Origin of the sequence: Thioalkalivibrio sp. (assembly GCF_007692535.1) — a bacterium.
Taxonomy (GTDB): Bacteria; Pseudomonadota; Gammaproteobacteria; order Ectothiorhodospirales; family Ectothiorhodospiraceae; genus Thioalkalivibrio.
Genome location: NZ_REBW01000186.1, coordinates 1 through 18,204, shown reverse-complemented (window position 1 = coordinate 18,204; position 18,204 = coordinate 1). Strand labels below are relative to the sequence as shown.

General features: G+C 64.8%; 16 protein-coding genes. 9 read left to right on the top strand and 7 right to left on the bottom strand.

Going from position 1 to position 18,204, the window contains the following annotated elements; translation table 11 throughout:
* Positions 1–186 precede the first annotated feature (186 nt).
* The 3 genes from EA346_RS11060 to EA346_RS11050 all read right to left on the bottom strand — a co-directional run bounded on the left by EA346_RS11060 (position 187) and on the right by EA346_RS11050 (position 5,861).
* Positions 187–3,342 (bottom strand): multidrug efflux RND transporter permease subunit, encoded by a 3,156-nt coding sequence (locus EA346_RS11060; RefSeq protein ID WP_296758535.1) that lies wholly within the window; start codon positions 3,340–3,342, stop codon positions 187–189.
* A gap of 7 nt (positions 3,343–3,349) precedes the next feature.
* Positions 3,350–4,492 carry an efflux RND transporter periplasmic adaptor subunit gene (locus EA346_RS11055; RefSeq protein WP_296758534.1) on the bottom strand — a complete coding sequence of 381 codons (1,143 nt, stop codon included), beginning with the start codon at positions 4,490–4,492 and terminating at the stop codon, positions 3,350–3,352.
* Positions 4,493–4,946: 454 nt separating this feature from the next.
* On the bottom strand, positions 4,947–5,861 hold the full coding sequence (locus EA346_RS11050) for a D-hexose-6-phosphate mutarotase (RefSeq protein WP_296758532.1): 915 nt from the start codon (positions 5,859–5,861) through the stop codon (positions 4,947–4,949).
* Between the two features lie 207 nt (positions 5,862–6,068).
* Here EA346_RS11050 and EA346_RS11045 point away from each other — a divergent pair, with 207 nt between their 5' ends.
* The 3 genes from EA346_RS11045 (at position 6,069) to EA346_RS11035 (ending at position 9,472) form a co-directional block, all read left to right on the top strand.
* Positions 6,069–6,527 carry a YbhB/YbcL family Raf kinase inhibitor-like protein gene (locus tag EA346_RS11045; protein ID WP_296758530.1) on the top strand — a complete coding sequence of 153 codons (459 nt, stop codon included), beginning with the start codon at positions 6,069–6,071 and terminating at the stop codon, positions 6,525–6,527.
* A gap of 47 nt (positions 6,528–6,574) precedes the next feature.
* A complete protein-coding gene (locus tag EA346_RS11040) occupies positions 6,575–8,116 on the top strand; it encodes a BCCT family transporter (protein ID WP_296758539.1) in 1,542 nt (513 codons plus the stop codon).
* Between the two features lie 354 nt (positions 8,117–8,470).
* On the top strand, positions 8,471–9,472 hold the full coding sequence (locus tag EA346_RS11035; protein ID WP_296758528.1) for an NAD(P)-dependent alcohol dehydrogenase: 1,002 nt from the start codon (positions 8,471–8,473) through the stop codon (positions 9,470–9,472).
* A 516-nt stretch (positions 9,473–9,988) separates the two neighbouring features.
* On the opposite strand, the gene EA346_RS11030 is transcribed toward EA346_RS11035, so the two are convergent.
* Positions 9,989–10,798 (bottom strand): family 1 encapsulin nanocompartment shell protein, encoded by an 810-nt coding sequence (locus EA346_RS11030; RefSeq protein ID WP_296758527.1) that lies wholly within the window; start codon positions 10,796–10,798, stop codon positions 9,989–9,991.
* Between the two features lie 31 nt (positions 10,799–10,829).
* Positions 10,830–11,225: a ferritin-like domain-containing protein gene (locus EA346_RS11025; RefSeq protein ID WP_296758525.1), complete on the bottom strand. Its 396-nt coding sequence runs from the start codon at positions 11,223–11,225 to the stop codon at positions 10,830–10,832.
* A gap of 341 nt (positions 11,226–11,566) precedes the next feature.
* On the opposite strand from EA346_RS11025, the gene EA346_RS11020 reads away from it, so the two are divergent.
* The 5 genes from EA346_RS11020 to EA346_RS11000 all read left to right on the top strand — a co-directional run bounded on the left by EA346_RS11020 (position 11,567) and on the right by EA346_RS11000 (position 16,838).
* The gene (locus EA346_RS11020; protein WP_296758523.1) at positions 11,567–11,938 is read left to right on the top strand and encodes an Hsp20/alpha crystallin family protein; all 372 of its coding nucleotides are present in this window, start codon (positions 11,567–11,569) and stop codon (positions 11,936–11,938) included.
* Positions 11,935–14,307, top strand: a complete 2,373-nt coding sequence (lon, locus tag EA346_RS11015; RefSeq protein WP_296758522.1) for an endopeptidase La — start codon at positions 11,935–11,937, stop codon at positions 14,305–14,307. The genes EA346_RS11020 and lon overlap by 4 nt, the downstream gene beginning before the upstream one ends.
* 51 nt (positions 14,308–14,358) lie before the next feature.
* On the top strand, positions 14,359–14,985 hold the full coding sequence (locus tag EA346_RS11010) for an HPF/RaiA family ribosome-associated protein (protein WP_296758521.1): 627 nt from the start codon (positions 14,359–14,361) through the stop codon (positions 14,983–14,985).
* Positions 14,982–15,614, top strand: coding sequence for a peptide-methionine (S)-S-oxide reductase MsrA (gene msrA / locus EA346_RS11005; RefSeq protein WP_296758519.1), 633 nt, complete (start codon positions 14,982–14,984; stop codon positions 15,612–15,614). The genes EA346_RS11010 and msrA overlap by 4 nt, the downstream gene beginning before the upstream one ends.
* Positions 15,615–15,992: 378 nt before the next feature.
* A complete protein-coding gene (locus EA346_RS11000) occupies positions 15,993–16,838 on the top strand; it encodes a type II secretion system F family protein (RefSeq protein ID WP_296758537.1) in 846 nt (281 codons plus the stop codon).
* A gap of 152 nt (positions 16,839–16,990) precedes the next feature.
* Here EA346_RS11000 and EA346_RS10995 read toward each other — a convergent pair whose 3' ends face one another.
* Positions 16,991–17,407 carry a hypothetical protein gene (locus tag EA346_RS10995; protein WP_296758517.1) on the bottom strand — a complete coding sequence of 139 codons (417 nt, stop codon included), beginning with the start codon at positions 17,405–17,407 and terminating at the stop codon, positions 16,991–16,993.
* A 205-nt stretch (positions 17,408–17,612) separates the two neighbouring features.
* Positions 17,613–17,750, bottom strand: a complete 138-nt coding sequence (locus EA346_RS10990; protein WP_296758515.1) for a hypothetical protein — start codon at positions 17,748–17,750, stop codon at positions 17,613–17,615.
* Positions 17,751–17,804: 54 nt separating this feature from the next.
* On the opposite strand from EA346_RS10990, the gene EA346_RS10985 reads away from it, so the two are divergent.
* Positions 17,805–18,200 (top strand): YchJ family protein, encoded by a 396-nt coding sequence (locus tag EA346_RS10985; protein WP_296758514.1) that lies wholly within the window; start codon positions 17,805–17,807, stop codon positions 18,198–18,200.
* Positions 18,201–18,204 lie beyond the last annotated feature (4 nt).

The following is an 18,204-nucleotide window of genomic DNA, read 5'->3' as shown; positions in this document are numbered from 1 at the left end:
ATGGGTGGGTGCGAGACCCGTCGGGTTACGCCCTTTGGGCTAACCCGACCTACAGGTCTGCGGCCTTTCATCGTCAGGGGTGGTCGCCGGCCATGACCGTTAGCGGGGGGTTTTCCGGGCGGAAAATAGGCTTCTAAGGCAGAAATTCCCGCGAAAATAGCTATTATTCAGCTATCTATCAATGCGTTATCTTGGTCCGACCCCGCTTTCCGCGTCTTCGAGGGGGGCTTTGGTGTCCGGGGTTGCATGGACCCACTCCCGCAGGCGCTGGAAGACGACGTAGAGCATGGGGATCAGGAACACCCCCAGCAGCGCGGCCGCCAGCATGCCGCCGAAGACGCCGGTGCCCACGCCACGCTGGCTGGCTTCGCCGGCGCCGGTGGCAATCACCAGGGGTACGAGGCCCATGATGAAGGCAAAGCTGGTCATCAAGACCGCGCGGATGCGCAGGCGGGCACCGTTGATTGCCGCGTCGAGCAAAGCGGCACCCTGTGCGCGTTCCTGCATGGAGAACTCGACGATCAGGATGGCGTTCTTGGCCGCCAGCCCGATCAGCACCACGATGCCGATCTGGGCATAGAGGTCGTTCGAGAGCCCGGTAACCCAGAGCGCGACCATGGCCCCGAACACCGCCACGACCACGGACAGCAGCACCGCCGCGGGCATCGACCAGCTCTCGTACAGCGCCACCAGGAACAGGTACGCGAACAGCACGGCCAGGGCAAGCACGATCACGGTCTGTCCGGCGGCCTCCTTTTCCTGCAGCGCGGTGCCCGTCCATTCGAAGCCGAACCCGGCGGGCAGGGTCTCGGCCGAGACCTGCTCCATCGCGGCCAGTGCATCACCCGAACTGCGGCCCGGCGCCGGGCCGCCGTTGATGGTGACGCTGCGGTAGTTGTTGTAACGCTGCAGCAACTGCGGCCCGAGAATCAGTTCGGGTTCGACCAGGGCGCGCAGCGATACCATCTCGCCGTCGCGGTTCCTGACGTGGATGCGGAACACGTCGTCGAACCGGGCGCGGTCCTCGGCGTCGCCCTGTACGTTCACCTGCCAGACCCGGCCGAAGCGGTTGAAGTCGTTCACGTAGGCGCCACCCAGGGTTGCCTGCAGCGCCGAGAAGATGTCCCCGATCGGCACGCCCAGCGCCTGCGCCTTGTCGCGGTCGATATCGAGGAACATCATCGGGTTGTCGGTGGCCCAGGTCGAGTAGACCGCCCCCAGATCCGGGTGCTGGTTCGCCGCGAAGACCAGGCCCCGCATCGCCGCGGCGAGCTCCTCCGGTGAGCGCCCCTCCAGGTCCTGGAGCTGGTATTCGAAGCCACTGCCGGTGCCGAGCCCGGCAATGGGCGGAAGGTTGAAGGGCATCACCCGGGCTCCGGGAATAGCGTTGCCCTGGGCCGCCAGTCGTGCGATGACCGCGTCCACCTTCAGGTCGGGCGTGCGGCGCTCGCTGAAGGGCTTCAGGCGGCCGATCAGGAACGCGCTGTTGGGCTGGACCGCGCCGTCCAGAATGCTGAAGCCCGCCACCGCCAGCACGTGCTCGACCGCCGGGTCCGCGGCCGCGATCGCCTCCACCTGCTTGACCACCTCCAGCGTCCGGGTCACCGAGGCCCCCTGCGGCAGCTGGATCTCGGCCATGTAGGCGCCCTGGTCCTCCTGCGGCAGGAACCCGCCGGGGATCGTCTGGAACAGACCGAAGGTCCCGAAGCCGAGCACGAGGATCAGCACGCCCACCAGCGCGGAGACCCGCACCAGGCGGGCGACCACGAAGGCGTAGCCGTCGCGCACGCGGTCGATGCCGCCGAGCACGTAGCGCATCGGCCCGCGCCGGTGCTGCGCGGGCTTCAGCAGCAGCGCGCACAGGGCAGGGGCCAGGGTCAGGGCGTTGATCGCGGAGATCACCATCGCGAAAGCGATCACCGCGGCGAACTGCTGGAACATCTGTCCGGTGATCCCGGGGATGAATGCGACCGGTACGAACACCGACAACAGCACCAGCGTGATCGCCAGGATTGGGCCGGTGATCTGGCTCATCGCCTTCTTCGCGGCCTCGCGCGGCGCCAGCCCCTCTTCCTCCATGATGCGCTCGACGTTTTCGACGACCACGATCGCATCGTCCACCACGATGCCGATGGCGAGTACCACCGCGAGCAGCGAAATGGTGTTCACCGAGAAGCCGAGCATCAGCAGGAACGCGAAGGCGCCGACCAGCGCGACCGGCACCGCGATCATCGGGATCAGGGTCGCGCGCAGACTCCCGAGGAACAGGAACACGACGAGAACCACCAGCACGAAGGCCTCGAAGAGGGTGTGCACGACCTTTTCCAGGCTCGCGCTGACGAACTCGGAGGTATCGTGCACGATGTGGTAGTCGAGATCGTCCGGAAAGCGTTCGGCCAGTTCTTCCATCGCGACGCGGATGCCCTCGGCCACCGCCAGCGCGTTCGCTCCGGGCGCCTGGTAGACCGCGATGCCGGCGGTGTCGCCACCGTTCAGGCGCGCCAGTGCGTCCTGGCTCTTGGCCCCGAGTTCGACCCGGCCCACGTCCCGGACCCGCACCGTGGAGCCATCCGGATTCGCCCGGATCACGATTCGTTCGAATTCCTCCACCTCGGACAGCCGGCCCTGCGCCTGCAGGGTGATCTGGAACTGGTTGTCCGTGGTCATCGGCTGGGCGCCGATCCGGCCCACCGCAGCCTGCACGTTCTGGCTGCGCACGGCCTGCACGACGTCGGCCGGCGTGAGCCCCAGCGCGGTCAGGCGATCGGAACTCAGCCAGATGCGCATGCTGTAGTCCTGGCCGCCGAAGAGTGACACTTCGCCGACGCCAGGCACCCGGGCCAGGGTGTCCAGCAGGTTGATGGTGGCGTAGTTGCTGATGAACAGCCCGTCGTAGCTGCGCTCGGGTGAGTACAGCGCCACCACCTGGAGCAGCCCGGCGGATTTCTTGCGCACGGTGAGCCCCAGCCGTTTCACCTCCTCGGGGAGCTGCGCCTCGGCGAGCGCGACGCGGTTCTGCACGTTGACCGTGTTGATGTCGGGGTCGGTGCCGAGCGCAAATGTCACCGTCAGCGAATAGGCACCGGTGTTCGTCGCCGTCGACTTCATGTACAGCATGTTGTCGACGCCGTTGACCTTGCCTTCCACCGGCTGGGCGATGGTGGCTTCCAGCACCTCGGCGCTGGCGCCCGGGTAGAAAGCGGTGACCTGCACCTGTGGCGGCACGATATCCGGGAACTGGGCCACGGGAAGGCGGGTGAGGGCGATCACGCCTGCAAGCGTGATCACCACGGAGATGACGATGGCGAGGCGTGGACGGTCGATGAAGATGCTGGAGAACATCAGGACACTAGTCCCGCACCGGCGGCTGCCAGGGCGCGGCGGTGACGGTCTGCCCCGGGCGCACCTTCTGCACGCCTTCGACCACCACGCGGTCGCCCGGCGCAAGCCCGGTTTTGACGACGATGCGCGCCCCCACCATCTGCCCCGTATCGATGCGGCGAACCTGCACCCGCTCCTCGTCGTCCAGCACCAGCACGAAGATCCCGGTCTGGTCGATCTGCAGCGCCGATTGCGGCAACAGCAGGGCGATCTCCGGTTCGCCACTCTCGATCAGGACCTCGATGTACTGGCCCGCCAGCAGGAGGGAATCCGGGTTGGCGAACAGCGAGCGTAAGAGCACGGTGTCGGTTCCGGGATCGACGGTCACATCGACGAAATCGACCTGCCCGACATGCCCGTAGCGCGAGCCATCGGCAAGGCGCAGATGCACGACCACGGCCGTCGGGTCGCCGCCACGCTCCAGCACCACCCGGCGCTTGGCCAGCAGGTCGCGCTGGGTCAGCGGGAACTGTACGAAGATCGGGTCCTGCTGCACCAGCGTCGCCAGCACGCCGGACTCAGGCCCCACAAGGTTGCCGACCGAGTAGCGCGCGAGGCCGATGCTTCCATCGATCGGGGCGAAGACCTCGGTGTAGTCGAGGTTCAGCTGCGCCGCCTGCAGGGCCGCCTCGGCCTGGGCAATTCCGGCCTGGGCGACGGTCTCCGCCGCGCGCAGCTCGTCGACCCGTGCGCGCGGGATGTTATTGTCCTTCAGGAGTTCTTCGCCGCGGCGAAGCTGGGCCCGGGCGTTGGTGAACTCCGCCTGGACCCGGTTCAGATCGGCCTCGCGCTGCGCCAGGACGGCCTGGTAGGGTTCGGGCTCGATCAGGAAGAGTCGGTCCCCGGCACTGACGTTCTGCCCTTCGACGAAGTTTCGCTCGCGCAGGAAACCCGGCACCCGCGCCCGGAGTTCGACGCGCTCCCTGGCAGTCACGCGACCGACGAACTCCATTGTTTCGGTGACCGGCTCCGGCTCGAGTTGAACGACCGTAACCGCAGGCGCCGGAATGGCGCCGGCACCCGCGCCCGGGCCGTCGCTTCCGCACCCCGCCAGCAGAAAAACGCAGCAGCCCGTCAGGACCGCGAAAGTGCTCCGCCGATGCCAGCGCATGATACCTCCTTACCCTGCCTGCTCCCGGCGTCTCCACGATGCGCCGCCGGCAGGCGCATCATAGACCCACATCGACCCTCGGGGAATGGTTCCACCCCCGCCCTTGAGCCCGTTCACCGGGGTCGGACCAAGCCAAGACCGGGGTCGGACCAAGCGAAGATTCTGATATTGCCGGGAAAGATAGATATTTTTCCCTGCGAAGATGGCCTTAGAGGCCCCATTTCATGCCCGGAATGGGGCCTCTAAGCGTCTGGCGCGTCGCGAAGGCTGGCGATCGTGCTCAGCGCGCGGCTACAGAGTCCTCCTTAACCGAGGATTTTTCGTACCAAAAATGGGCGGCCAAGGCCGAAAAACGTTCGAAAATCGCCACCATGTGACCATTTTTCAATGAATTAGCTTGGTCCGACCCCAGGCAGGCAGGCAGCTGTGACCAACACCCGCAATCCGGCAAGGCTCACGAAGCCAGTGAAAGCGTCATGCTCAGAGTGTGCGCTTCGCCGGCCCGCAGGGTGTAGCTGTTCTTCAGTGCGTTGCAGGCCTCCACGCAGACCATGGCGTGGTAGTCCTCGTCCGGCATGTCGGCAAAGGCTCTGGCCCCATCCTCCCCCGGATTCCAGACCACCGTCGAGGCGCTGCCGTCCTTGGTCAGTTCGATCGCACGCGCGTGACCGGCGTCCTCGATGGTGATCGGGCCGGTGTGGTCGACAAAGACACGATCGAGCGGCGGAGCGATGCGAAGCGTTCCAGTCTGGGTGAGCAGGCTCGGGCCCTGCAGCTTGTCGACGTACTGAATGCCCTCGAGGCCCCGGATGGCCATTCCCTCGGCTTCCGCGACGCGGAAGTAGGTATGGAGGGCTTCGCTGACGACCCAGTCCCGCGGACTCAGGTTCTGGCCGATCAGATCGACGCGCAGCTTGTCGCCGAGCGTCACCGCCAGCCGCAGCCTGAAATCGTGGGGCCAGGCTTTGGCGATCGACGGATTCGGCCCCAGGCTCAAAATCACTTGGGTTGCGCCATCGGGAAGGCGGCTCACTTCGTCGACCTCCCAGAACTCGTAGCGCGCGAAGCCGTGCGCCTTTTTCGCCGCATCCGTCGGGTCGGCGCCCATCGGTGCGGGATCGTAGGGACCGAACCAGGGCCAGCACACGGGCACGCCACCGCGCACGGGCTTGCTGCCGTCGTAAACCGCCGTCTCGCTGACCCAGAGCACGTCCTTGCCGCCCTTGGGAACATAGCTCAGAAGAGTGCCCCCGTACGTGGTGAGGGAGGCCGTTCCGAAGTCGTTGCCGATATCGATCACGATCAGCCTGTCGCGCAGGGAGAACTTCACGTTGGGGTTAGCAAAGCGGGCTTGAAGGGTTTCCAGCATCGTCGGTCCTCGAGTGGCTCGGAGTAGGGCGCACTCTACCGGCTGCGGGCCGCACGGCATACACGTTCCCCGACCTTACGTCATCCTGGTCCGACCCCGGCCGGTGGGTCCGTGTCGGATGTGCGCTGGAGCTTGCTCCCGGATGGTCGGTATGCTTCGCTTTCGCACATCGGAGCGATTCGGGACGATTTCATCGGGAGAGGATTCATGCACCTGACCAGCCCCGCCTTCGAGGAGGGTGGCCGAATACCCTGGAGCGCGTCTGCACCGAACGAGAACCGGCTGCCCGCGCTGGAGATCCACGACGTGCCCGGCGGTGCACGCAGTCTTGCGCTGATCCTGGAAGACCTCGACTCACCGCTGGGCGAGGTCACCCACTGGCTGGTCTGGAATCTGCCGCCCGACAGATCCAGGGTGGATGCCCTGAACCTGCGCGAGGAGTCCCGGGTCGGGATGGATTCGTTCGGAAAGGTCGGCTACCTGGGTCCCGTGCCCCCGGAGGGCGTGCATCGTTACCGCTTTCGTCTGCTGGCCCTCGATGCCGAGCTCGATCTGGAGTCGGGCGCCACCCGCAGTCAGTTCGACCAGGCGGCCGAGGGGCGCGTACTGGACGAAGCCGAACTCACCGGCTCGATCGAGCGGCCGCGGACCGAGGGAGACGGCTGAGCGGGGCAGGGCAGTCGATAGGCCAGCCAGGAGGACGACAGATGCCGATGAACTACCGCCCGCAGGCTTTCTTTGCCTCCGTGAACCCCGCCGTGTTTACGGCGTCGGCGATCATGGTCGTGCTGTTCGTGGGTTTCGGTGTGCTGTTTCCGGCAACGGCCGGCCGTGTGTTCGAGGCCATTCACGGCTTCATCACCGAGTACCTCGGCTGGGGTTATCTGCTGGCGGTCACGGGCTTCGTGGTATTTCTCATCTGGCTCGGCTTCAGTCGCTACGGATCCATCCGACTGGGGCAACCCGATGACCGCCCGGAGTTCAGCTATGGTGCCTGGTTCGCCATGCTGTTCAGTGCGGGCATGGGGATCGGTCTGGTGTTCTGGAGCGTGGCCGAGCCCATCATGCACTACCAGGACCCGCCACACGTGGCCGGCGAGACCGCCGAGGCAGCGCGGCAGGCGATGGTCTACACCTTCTTCCACTGGGGGCTGCACGCATGGGCGGTGTACGTCGTGCTCGGGCTTTCCGTGGCCTATTTCAGTTTCCGGCACCGCCTGCCGCTGACCATCCGCTCGATCTTCTACCCGCTGCTCGGCGACCGCATCTACGGGCCGATTGGCCACGCGATCGACGTCCTCGCGATCTTCGGGACCCTGTTCGGTCTGGCCACCTCGCTCGGCTTTGGCGCGATGCAGCTGAACACCGGGCTCAACGTGCTGGTCGGCATGCCGGTGTCACACTGGTACCAGGTGGGCATCATCGCGGCGATCACCGTGGTGGCGGTGTTTTCGGTGCTCTCCGGTCTGGACCGCGGCCTGAAGTGGGTGAGCATCTTCAACCTCTCGCTTGCGATGGCATTCATGCTGTTCGTGCTGCTCGCCGGGCCGACACTGTTCCTCGTGCGGTTCCTGCTCGACTCCACGGGCAGCTACCTGCAGCAGCTGATTGAACTGAGCCTGCATACCGACGCGATTGGCGGCTCCGAGTGGCAGAAGGACTGGACGATGTTCTACTGGGCGTGGTGGATCGCCTGGTCACCGTTCGTCGGCATCTTCATCGCCCGGATCTCACGCGGGCGCACGATCCGCGAATTCATCATCGGCGTACTCGGGGTTCCGACGCTGTTCGTCTTCACCTGGCTGACGATCTTTGGCGGCACCGCGCTGTATTTCGAACTGTTCGAGGAGGGCGCCGGCATTGCCGCTGCGGTCGCCGAAGACACGACCGTCGCGCTGTACGTGACCCTCGAACAGCTGCCATGGGCGACCCTGAGCTCCGCGATCGCGACCCTGCTGATCGCGACCTACTTCATCACCTCTTCCGCCTCCGGCACCTACGTGATCGATGCGCTGGTCTCGCGCGGCGCGATCCACTCGCCGAAGCGCCAGCGGGTGATCTGGGGCATCACCGAGGGCGCGGTGGCGGCCACCCTGCTGATCGTCGGCGGCGAACGCGCGCTGGACAGCCTGCAGACCGCCTCGCTCACCGGCGGCCTGCCGGTCGCGATCATCCTCGGTTTCTGCTGCTACAGCCTGCTGCGCGCCCTGCGCCGCGAGTACCGCGTCGAAGGCGTCGATTCGCCGTGGCGGTGATTCCCCGGCAGCAACGACCAACCCGTGCCCCAGGGCCACCATGGTATTCCGGGGTCGGACCAAGGCAAGCATATGAAAAGACGACATAAAATCCGAATTTTCGTACCAGAAAAAGCCTTAGAGGCCCCATTTCATACCCGGAATGGGCCGGCTAAGCGCCAGGGGCACGGTGACCGCAGCAGTCATGGCCGAGCAAAAGGCCGCATGAGTTTCGGCAGACCTCGATTTTTCGGGGGAAAACCGTCGTGTAAGCGTCAGATCACCGTGAAATTCGAACGATTAGCGATTCTATTCAATGATTTGGGCTGGTCCGACCCCGGGTGTTCCGGAGATCGAACGTATAGGAGGTGAGTCATGATCCAAGCATATGCGGCATTCGAGGCAGGCGGTGAGCTGCGCCCCTTCGCATACGACCCCGGGCCGCTGGGCACGGGCGAGGTCGAGATCGAAGTGGAGCATTGCGGCATCTGCCACAGCGACGTGAGCATGCTCGACAATGCCTGGGGAATCAGCAGTTATCCCCTGGTGCCGGGGCACGAGGTGGTCGGTCGCATCGGTGCGGTGGGCCCGGGCGTCACCGGGCTTGAGAGCGGCCAGTTGGTGGGGTTGGGCTGGCAGGCGGGCTACTGCATGCACTGCGACCCCTGCATGTCAGGGGACCACAACCTCTGCGCGCAGGCCCAGGGAACGATCGTCGGGCACCATGGTGGTTTCGCCGACAAGGTGCGCGCTGCTGCCGCGAGTGTCGTGCCGCTGCCGGAGGGCATCGACAGCGCCAGCGCCGGTCCCCTGTTCTGCGGCGGCATCACCGTTTTCAATCCGCTTGTTCAGTACAACGTACCCCCAACCGCACGGGTGGGTGTGATCGGCATCGGCGGCCTCGGTCACCTGGCATTGGGGTTCCTCAACGCCTGGGGCTGCGAGGTGACTGCATTCACCGCCAGCGAATCGAAGCGCGAGGAGGCGCTGCGGCTCGGTGCCCATCACACGTTGGACTCGCGCGATGCCAAGGCGCTGGAGTCGACGGCAAACCGCTTCGACCTGATCCTGTCGACCGTCAACGTGAAGCTCGACTGGAACGCCTACGTCGGCACCCTGAAACCCAAAGGTCGGCTCCACTTCGTCGGCGCTACCCTGGAGCCGATCGACCTGGCGGTTTTCCCGCTGATTGGGGGCCAGCGAAGCGTCTCAGGCTCCCCGGTGGGGAGTCCCGCGACCATCCAACGGATGCTTGAGTTTGCGGTCCGGCACGGCATCGCCCCGGTGACGGAGCACTTCCCCCTCGAGCGAGCCAACGACGCCATTGCTCACCTGCGCAGCGGGCAGGCGCGCTACCGTGTGGTGCTGGACCGTTAAAACGGGGTTGGGGTAACCGGTGCGGATTGCGAACCCGGCCGCTGCCGGGTTGCTGACGGGCGCATCGCTGAGCACCAGGCTGTTACTGCCGTACCCGCGCACGGTGCCAAGCACCGGGCCGGCGGCGGCGCTCGCGAAGAGCTGAACCACCTCGTCGAAGGCCATCTCCACCGCCATACCATTCGTCTGCCCCAGCATCGCCCAGTTGCCGGTGAGGGAAAAGAGGCCGCCGGGCAGCACCTCCTGCTCGCGGGGTTCGTTGGGTGGGTACGCGGAGCCGCCGGCCACTGCGACCATCGCCGGCAACAGCGCGAGCGTCGCCATGCTGAGCCACATTCGCTGAAGCCTCCCGTTCTGGCACATATCTGAGCTTAGACCGGCATTTTTTGGGGTAAAAACGGGCGCCTAAGGCCAAAATCACCGCGAAATATGAGCCATTATCCATTTGAATCAATGGTTTGGCTTGGTCCGACCCCCGGCATAAAGCGGATGCTTGCTGGCGTGGGGGGGCGGGATTCAGGATTCGGTATAGACCAGCGCGACGGCCGCTTCGGGGGCGTTGTTCAGGAACGTGAAGCTCGATTCGATGTAGAGATGGACTACGCGGGCGTCGTGATCCAGATAGCCGATGGAGAAATCCCGCCCCACGGTCAGTTCGAAATCGCCGCCGCGCATCGACAGCGCGACGCTGCCGTTCACCGCCGGTGCATAGACCAAGGGCCCGTCGATGAGCTGGCGCATGTGTTCGAGCACCGGGTAGCCGCCGGCATGGGTGGTGCGATTGAGGCCGGCGTAGCAGCGTGGACCGAGGGCGATCGCATAGGGGCCGTCGACACCCTCGTCCCGCAGCATACGGATCGCCTCGGCGGCAGCCTCGGGATACTTGGAATAGTCGGCCGACAAAGAAATCGGCGCGTGTGCAGAGGCGGCACCGATGCCCACGATCCCTGCCGCGTCATAACCGTTGAAGATCGCTCCGTCCTCGATCAGCGCGGCCTTGCGCGCCGCGGCGACCACCGAGTCCAGCTCCGGGTTGCGCGCCCCGCGTGCCAGTGCCTCGATTTCGCTTCGATTGATCTCGAAGGGAATGCGGACCTCCACCAGCGGCTGCACTTTGCGCAGCCGTGCGGTGGCCTCCCTCACCGGCGATTGGATCTGCGTGGTCCGACCCAGGTCGATCGAGGAGGCATGCCACCCGAGGGGGCCGTCAAAGTCCACCAGCCGACGTCCGGCCAGCGTCGCCTTCAGTGCAGCACTCGCTTCCGCCTCGATTTCGGCCCAGGCTTCCGCGGTGATGGGTGCAAGTTCGCGGTAAAGGTCGTTCATACATCCTCCACGATAGCGGGCAACCGAGCGTTCACTCCTCGCGCAGGCTGCCGATGCCCAGAGAGCCGTCACTACCGACGGACGGTGCGGCAGCGTGCTGGATCGGCCCCGCGCCGTTCTTGCCCTCGGTGGCGGTTTGTTCGGCCGCGACAATATTTCCCTCACTGAACAGATACGTACGCAGGTGCTCTGCAAACACGGGATGGTGCCGTCGCAACCATTCCAGCACCATCGCCGCGTGTTCCATCTCCTCGTCGCGGTTGTGCAGCAGGATCTCCCGCAACTCGGCATCGCTGGTCACTGCGGCGCGCTGGTCGTACCAGTCCACCGCATCAAGTTCCTCCATCAGGGAGGTGATGGCGCGATGTCTTTCGATGATTTCTTCGGGAAGGGCTTCCCGGGATTCGTGGAGGTTCTCGCTGGACATGGGACCTCTCTCGATTGTCGCAGACCGCGCGGGACGCGGTCGCGGTAGGTACGCCTTCACGTTAACCGATGTCGGAAGGCACTGCCAACCCGTGCAGCCCTGTCCATCATCGCACCACCCCTGAACCCTTTCTTGCCCTGCGACCCCCTCGGGGCGCAGGAACCCACCCGGGTCTCGGGTGGGGAATGATCCCGTATGGATGAACGGAAAACGTATGGTCTAGTGTCATGGGGAGGGCGGCCTGATCCGCCGATGCGAGGAGCGCGGGAACGTGCAGCCGGCCGCCTTGACCGCCGACCCGGACCGATGGAGGGACAGATTCCCGCGCGAGAGCAGCCTCTATGGAACATGAACTGATTCGATTGACCCGTCGCCTGGCGTTGACCCGGCGCGATCGTCTGTTGCCGACACGCTGGCTTCCGCCGGCCGATCTCTATGAAACCCCAAACGGCTGGTTGCTGAAGCTCGAAATGGCCGGTGTGGCACCCGAGACCATCTCGGTTCAGGTCTTTGGCCGCTGGATTACCGTACAGGGCCAGAGGCGCGACACCCTGCTGACCGAGGGGCATACCTGCTATTCGATGGAGATCGTCTACTGCACGTTCAAGCGCACGTTTGAATTACCGACCGATCTCGAGCGCGCCCATGTCAGCAGTGAGTATGACCTCGGGATGCTTCTGGTGACCATAACTCCGGAGACCACACAGCCGTGAACAACGACACCGCGTCCGCCGTCTACGTGCTCCCGCTGTTTCCGCTGCGCAGGACCGTTCTGTTTCCCACGATCGCCGGGCCGTTTGCGGCGGGCCGCAAAGGCTCGATCGCGGCGCTCGAGTTCGCCTCGGCTTCCGAGGACAAGAACCTGATCACCGCGACCCAGAGGGATACCGACGTCGACACTCCGAGTGCCGACGATTTGCACCGGTTCGCGACACGGGGGGTGGTCAGGCGCCTGTTTCGCTCCGAGGAAACGCTTGAGGTGATCATCGAGGGGCTGGAGCGGATCCGGATCCAGAATGTCGAGCAAGAGGGCGACCGGTTGATGGCTCACGCGATCCCGGCTCCGGTCGTCCTGGAACCCGGCCCGGAAAGCGAGGCGCTGAAGCGGGAGATCATCAGCCTGATGGGGGAGTTCCAGGCTCTTGTGCCGCAGTTGGCCCAGTTCAATGTCGAGGCCCTTCTCGAAAAGGCGCGGGATCCGATGCACCTGGTCTACCTGCTCGGTGCGTTGCTCGAACTCGATTACGAAAAGGCCCAGCGACTTCTGGATGCCTCGGAACAGAACCAGGCCATGAAGCTGCTGCTGGGGTACATGCGCAAGGAATACGAGGTTCTGAAACTACGGCGCGAAATCGCCGGTGAGGCCGAATCCGAGGCCGGCCAGGAGCAGCGCAAGTACATGCTGCGTCAGCAGATGAAGGCGATCCAGAAAGAGCTGGGAGAGGCTGGAGACGGCGACACCGCGAGCCAGGAGCTGCGCGAGCGGCTGGAGCAGGCCGAACTGCCGGAGCCGGTGCGGGAAGAAGCCGAGCGTGAACTCGGCAGGCTCGAAGGGACACCGCCGGCTTCACCGGAACACGGCGTGATCCGCAACCGGCTGGAACTCATTCTGGATCTTCCCTGGAAGCGACGGACGGAGGACAACCTGAACCTCGCACGCGCGCGGCAGGTGCTGGACGCGGACCACTATGACCTTACCGAAATCAAGGAACGGATTCTCGAACAACTCGCGGTGCTGCGGCTGAATCCCGAGGCCAAGGCCTCGATCCTGTGCTTCGTGGGCCCTCCGGGCGTGGGCAAGACCTCCCTGGGGCAATCCATCGCGCGCGCCCTGGGTCGGGAGTTCGAGCGGTTCAGTCTCGGCGGCCTGCGCGACGAAGCCGAACTGCGCGGCCATCGGCGCACCTATGTCGGCGCGATGCCCGGCCGGATCATCCAGGCCATGCGTCGGGCCGGGAGCGCCAATCCACTCTTGATGCTGGATGAAGTCGACAAGCTGGGTCAGGATTTTCGCGGGGATCCGGCGTCGGCGCTGCTGGAGATCCTCGATCCCGCCCAGAACTACGAATTCCGCGACAATTACCTGGATCTCCCCTTCGACCTCTCCCGGGTCCTGTTCATCACCACCGCCAACACACTGGAGCCCATCCCCGGGCCGCTTCTGGACCGCATGGAGGTGCTGCGGCTGTCGGGCTACAGTGACGAGGAAAAGCTGGAGATCGCGCGTCGCTACATCCTTGAGCGCCAGCGTCTGCAGAGTGGCCTCGCGCAGGAGCAGTTCAAGGTTCCGGAAGAAACCATCCTTCGGATCATCCGCCACTACACCCGGGAGGCGGGGGTGCGTGAACTCGAGCGCCGCATCGGGCGCCTCGCACGCAAGATTGCGTTGCGTATCGCCGAGGAGCGCGAGATCCCGGACACGATCTCGCCCGATCTGCTGCACGAACTGCTGGGTCGTGAGCGTTTTCGCCCCGAGGAGGCGCGGCGGAAGGTGCCGCCCGGCGTGGCCACCGGTCTGGCGTGGACCCCGACCGGCGGCGACGTGCTGTACGTGGAGGCGATCCTGCTTCCGGAAGAGGGCAAGCTCACGCTGACCGGGCAGCTCGGCGACGTGATGAAAGAATCGGCCCAGGCCGCCCAGAATTGGGTCCTGTCGCAATCCGATCGCCTGAACATCAAGCATCCACGCGCCGGCCTGCACATTCACGTTCCGGCCGGTGCCATTCCGAAGGACGGTCCTTCCGCGGGGGTGACCATGGCGGTGGCGGTCGCGTCCATCTACAGTGGTCGCCACACGCGCGCCGATACCGCAATGACGGGGGAGATCACCCTTTCGGGCCTGGTGCTGCCAGTGGGTGGCGTGAAGGAAAAGGTTCTGGCGGCACGACGCACGGGACTGCGGCGGGTGATTCTGCCCCGACAGAACGAGAAAGATCTGGATGACCTTCCTGACACGGTGCGCGAGGAAATGGAGTTCGTTCTGGCGGACCGAATCGACAATGTGCTGCGCGCGGCGATTCCGGGACTGCTGCCCGAAGCGGAGTCGGCAGAGCCGGTCGAATCTTCCAGCAGTGAGCCATGACGGAGCAGCCGTCTTCAGGCGTGATCCCCACGACAACATGGAGAAGCGAGAATGCAGACCCCTCTGGAACTCAACTACCACGACGTTGATCGCTCCGAATGGAGCGAGAACCTGATCCGCGAGCGCGCCCATCGGCTCGAGCGTTATTCCGACGAAATCGTGTCCTGTCATGTCATCGTTTCCCGTCCCCACCACCATCAGCACAAGGGGAATCCGTTCAAGGTGACGATCGAAGTCCGGTTGCCGCGGAACCGGAGACTGGTGGTCAACGAGGAACCGGCGATCATCGAGCAGGAGAGCAAACTCTCGGTCGTGATCAACTCGGCCTTCGACGCGATGCAGCGTCGGTTGAGCAAGACCGGCGAGCATCACAGGCGTGACGCCCTGACGCCATCCGAGGAGGAGAATCGGGCGTTGGTGGTACGTTTGTTCAAGGAAGAGGGCTACGGATTTCTGCGCACGGTGGACGGGCGCGAGTTCTACTTTCATGAGCATGCCGTGCTGAATGATGATTTCCCACGGATGGCGGTGGGGACCGAGGTCCGTTTCGAACCCTCAATGGGTGAGCAGGGTCCGCAGGCGAGCACGGTGCGCATCGTCAATAAGCCGGGGGAGCGCGAGACCTCCGAAACCGCGGATCGTGAAGATGTGCCGGTTGACTGGCGCAGCAAGCCATGAACGAGGCACGCCGGGTTCTGCTGTTCACGCTGGCATTGCCTCTGCTTGCGATACTGGCGTCCGCCGGCGCATTTGCCGATGATGATGATCGCGCGACCGCATTGTTCGCGGGCGGCTGTTTCTGGTGCGTCGAAAAGGCGTTCGACCAGGTCGATGGCGTCGTCGCCACCACGTCTGGATTTACGGGTGGCCACGTCGAGTACCCATCCTATGAACAGGTGGTCGCGGGCGACACGGGCCACTATGAATCCGTACTGGTCGAGTACGACCCAGCGCAGGTGTCCTATGAAGAACTCCTGTACGCGTTCTGGCGCAATATCGACCCGCTCGATGGTGGCGGACAGTTCTGCGACAGGGGGAGTCCATATCGCGCGGCGATCTTCGCCGGCAGCGAGGAGGAGTACCGGGCAGCGGCGGCATCCAAGGAAGAACTCGCACGTTCCGACCGCTTCGATGAACCGATCGCCACGGAGATCCTCGACCGCGATACGTTCTATGCAGCCGAGGAATACCACCAGAACTATTACCAGAAGAACCCGCTGCGTTACCGGTTCTACGTGACCACCTGCCGTCGCTACGCGCGTCTGGACCAGATCTGGGGCGACGAGGCCCGGCCCGGGGTCGACTGATCACAGGTCGGACAGGCACCCTCCCGCAGTGGGATCGCGGGACTGTCCATTCCAACCGACGCGCTTCCGGCGACCTCTCGGGGGTCGGACCAAGCCAATTCACTGAATCGCCTCAAGAAACACCGCTTCCCGACCCGAGAAAACGGCCTTGGAGGCCCCATTTGGACCCCAAAAACGGGCGTCCAGGGACCTCAGAAGTGAGGGGCAAGCGTCGTGCGGCGTGGCTTTCCTGGACCGACGTTTTTTGGGGCAAAAATGGGCGTCCAAGGCGAAAATCACCGCTAAATACGGGGCATTGTCTTGGCAGATCAATTATTTGGCTTGGTCCGACCCCGGATGTCCCCAGCGACAGATAGGTACTCAACGCGATTGAACAGAGTGCGCGCAGAACGGTTGGAGGAACTCGGTGCCCTTCTGGCGGCAGGTGTGGATACCGACCGTGCCCTTGGGATCGTGGGCGCCGGCAACCGCCGCGGGCCGGTGACTGAACACCTGCTGGACGAGGGTCTGGTGCTCCCGCAGGAACTGCCGATGATCGAGCGGATGCTCGAAGTCGGCCGGCTGGACCGCGGGCTGCGCCACCTCGGCTCGGACCTCCGTCGTGAGGCGCGCGTGGTCGGTCGGATCAAGGGGCGGCTGGCGCTGCCGGTGGCGATCTGGGCTATAGCGATCCTGATCGCGCCGTTGCCTGCACTGTTCGGCGGCGACCTGGACCTTATTGGGTACGGTTGGGCGGTCTTTCGACCGGTGCTCCTGACCGCGGCCCTGCTCTGGTTGGGTTTGCGCTACTGGCGCAGCTTGCTCGATGGCTTTCGCGAGTTGCCTCTGCTTGCGGGCCGGTCTCCGGTCCCGGGCCTGCGGCTGTCCTTCCTGCGCGCGCTGCACGAGTTATTGGCAGCGGGCAAGGACGCGGAGCAGGCCCTCCAAGCTCTGGCACGGGGTGCTTCCGGTGAGTGGCGCCGGCGCCTGGACGCGGCCAGGGCCGACATCCGTGGCGGCGCCAGTCTGGTCAGCGCTCTTGCACGTCACGGCCTGCTCCACCGACGGCACGACGTGCCGTTACTCTCTGCGGGCGAAACGGCCGGCCGTCTCGTGCAGGCCCTCGAGCACCGCGTGGGCCAGTTGTGCCAGGAACGCGATCTGCGCATGGAGGTGGTCGCCGAGTGGCTACCCCGGGGTGTCTATTTCCTGATACTGCTGCACCTGGCGCGCGGGTTTCTCTGAGCCCCTGCTTGCCTGGGGACAGTACAGCCATGCCGCAGAGAAATGGGTGTACTGTCCCCCGAAATGTACAGCCATGCCGCAGAGAAATGGGTGTACTGTCCCCCGAAATCGTCCCCGAAATCCCAGAGAAATGGGTGTACTGTCCCCCGAAATCAGGGCTCCTCGCTGTCGACCCGGGTGCCGGTCACTTCGCGGACACCGGCGCGTCGCAACGCGCGCTCGCGCTCCGTCAGGTACTGCGAGAAGGGCAGGGTCGCCACGCGGCCCTGCATCGCCAACTCGATCTGCGTCTCGAAGCGGTCGGAAGCCTCGGGCGCATCATTGGCGACCACCAGCCAGGTACCCGCGCGCAGTTCCATCCGGATGCCGTCCACCAGGACATTCGGATCTTCTTCCGAAACGAGGTACAGGGGACAATCCTCGAAGCGCCGGATTTCGCTGACCTGAACGACCCATTCGGGCGCCGCGAAGCGCTCGATCGCCCGCGCCCGCGCGGGATCGCCGTAGCCGAATCGGGCCGGGTCGGTCGGGTGGATCTCCTCGAGCGGAAACAGGCGGATGAAACCCATGACGATGGCTTCTCGAGACGACAGATGGCAGACAAGGATGAAGCGATGCTGGTGCGGGAGCAAGCAGTCCACCCCGGTGCGTCCTGCCGCGCAGCTCCGGGGTGAGGTCCTGCCCGATAGTACCGATGTTACCAGGCGAGATCTGACCCCCGAGGCTTTACTCGCATTGGGCTCGTATTGACCCGCGAACGTTGGCTTCGGCACCTTACATGGGTTCCGGATCGATGTCCTCGTAGGCACCGCGGGTGAACCGTGGGGTGCAGGCGGCGAGAAAGATCAGATCGCAAGTGCCGATGTTGCGGATTCGCTGCGTCGCACCCTGAAGCTCCGTTGACTGGGTCACCCCCTGTCTGTAGACATGTGTGCCGTGAGCAAGCGGAACAAGAACGGTCGTGGGATGGACGAGACATGCCCTTGCGGGTCCGGTGCGGCGCGTGACTCCTGTTGCGGGCCCTACCTCGACGGGGATGCCGTCGCGCCCACTGCAGAGACGCTGATGCGATCGCGGTATTCGGCGTTCGTGGAGGGCCACCGGGAGTACCTGTTGCGCACATGGGCCGAGGAGACACGACCAGAGGTTCTGGATCTGGATTCGGGACAACGCTGGCTCGGCCTCAGCATCCGCGCGACGTCCGCAGGCGGAATGGCCGATGACGTCGGTGAGGTGGAGTTCGTGGCCCGATCCAGAGTCGAAGGTCGTGGGCAGCGTCTGCACGAGCGCAGCCGGTTCCGGCGCGTGAACGGGCAGTGGTTCTACGTGGATGGAACCTTCCCGGGAAAACGGCCGGCTTGATGGC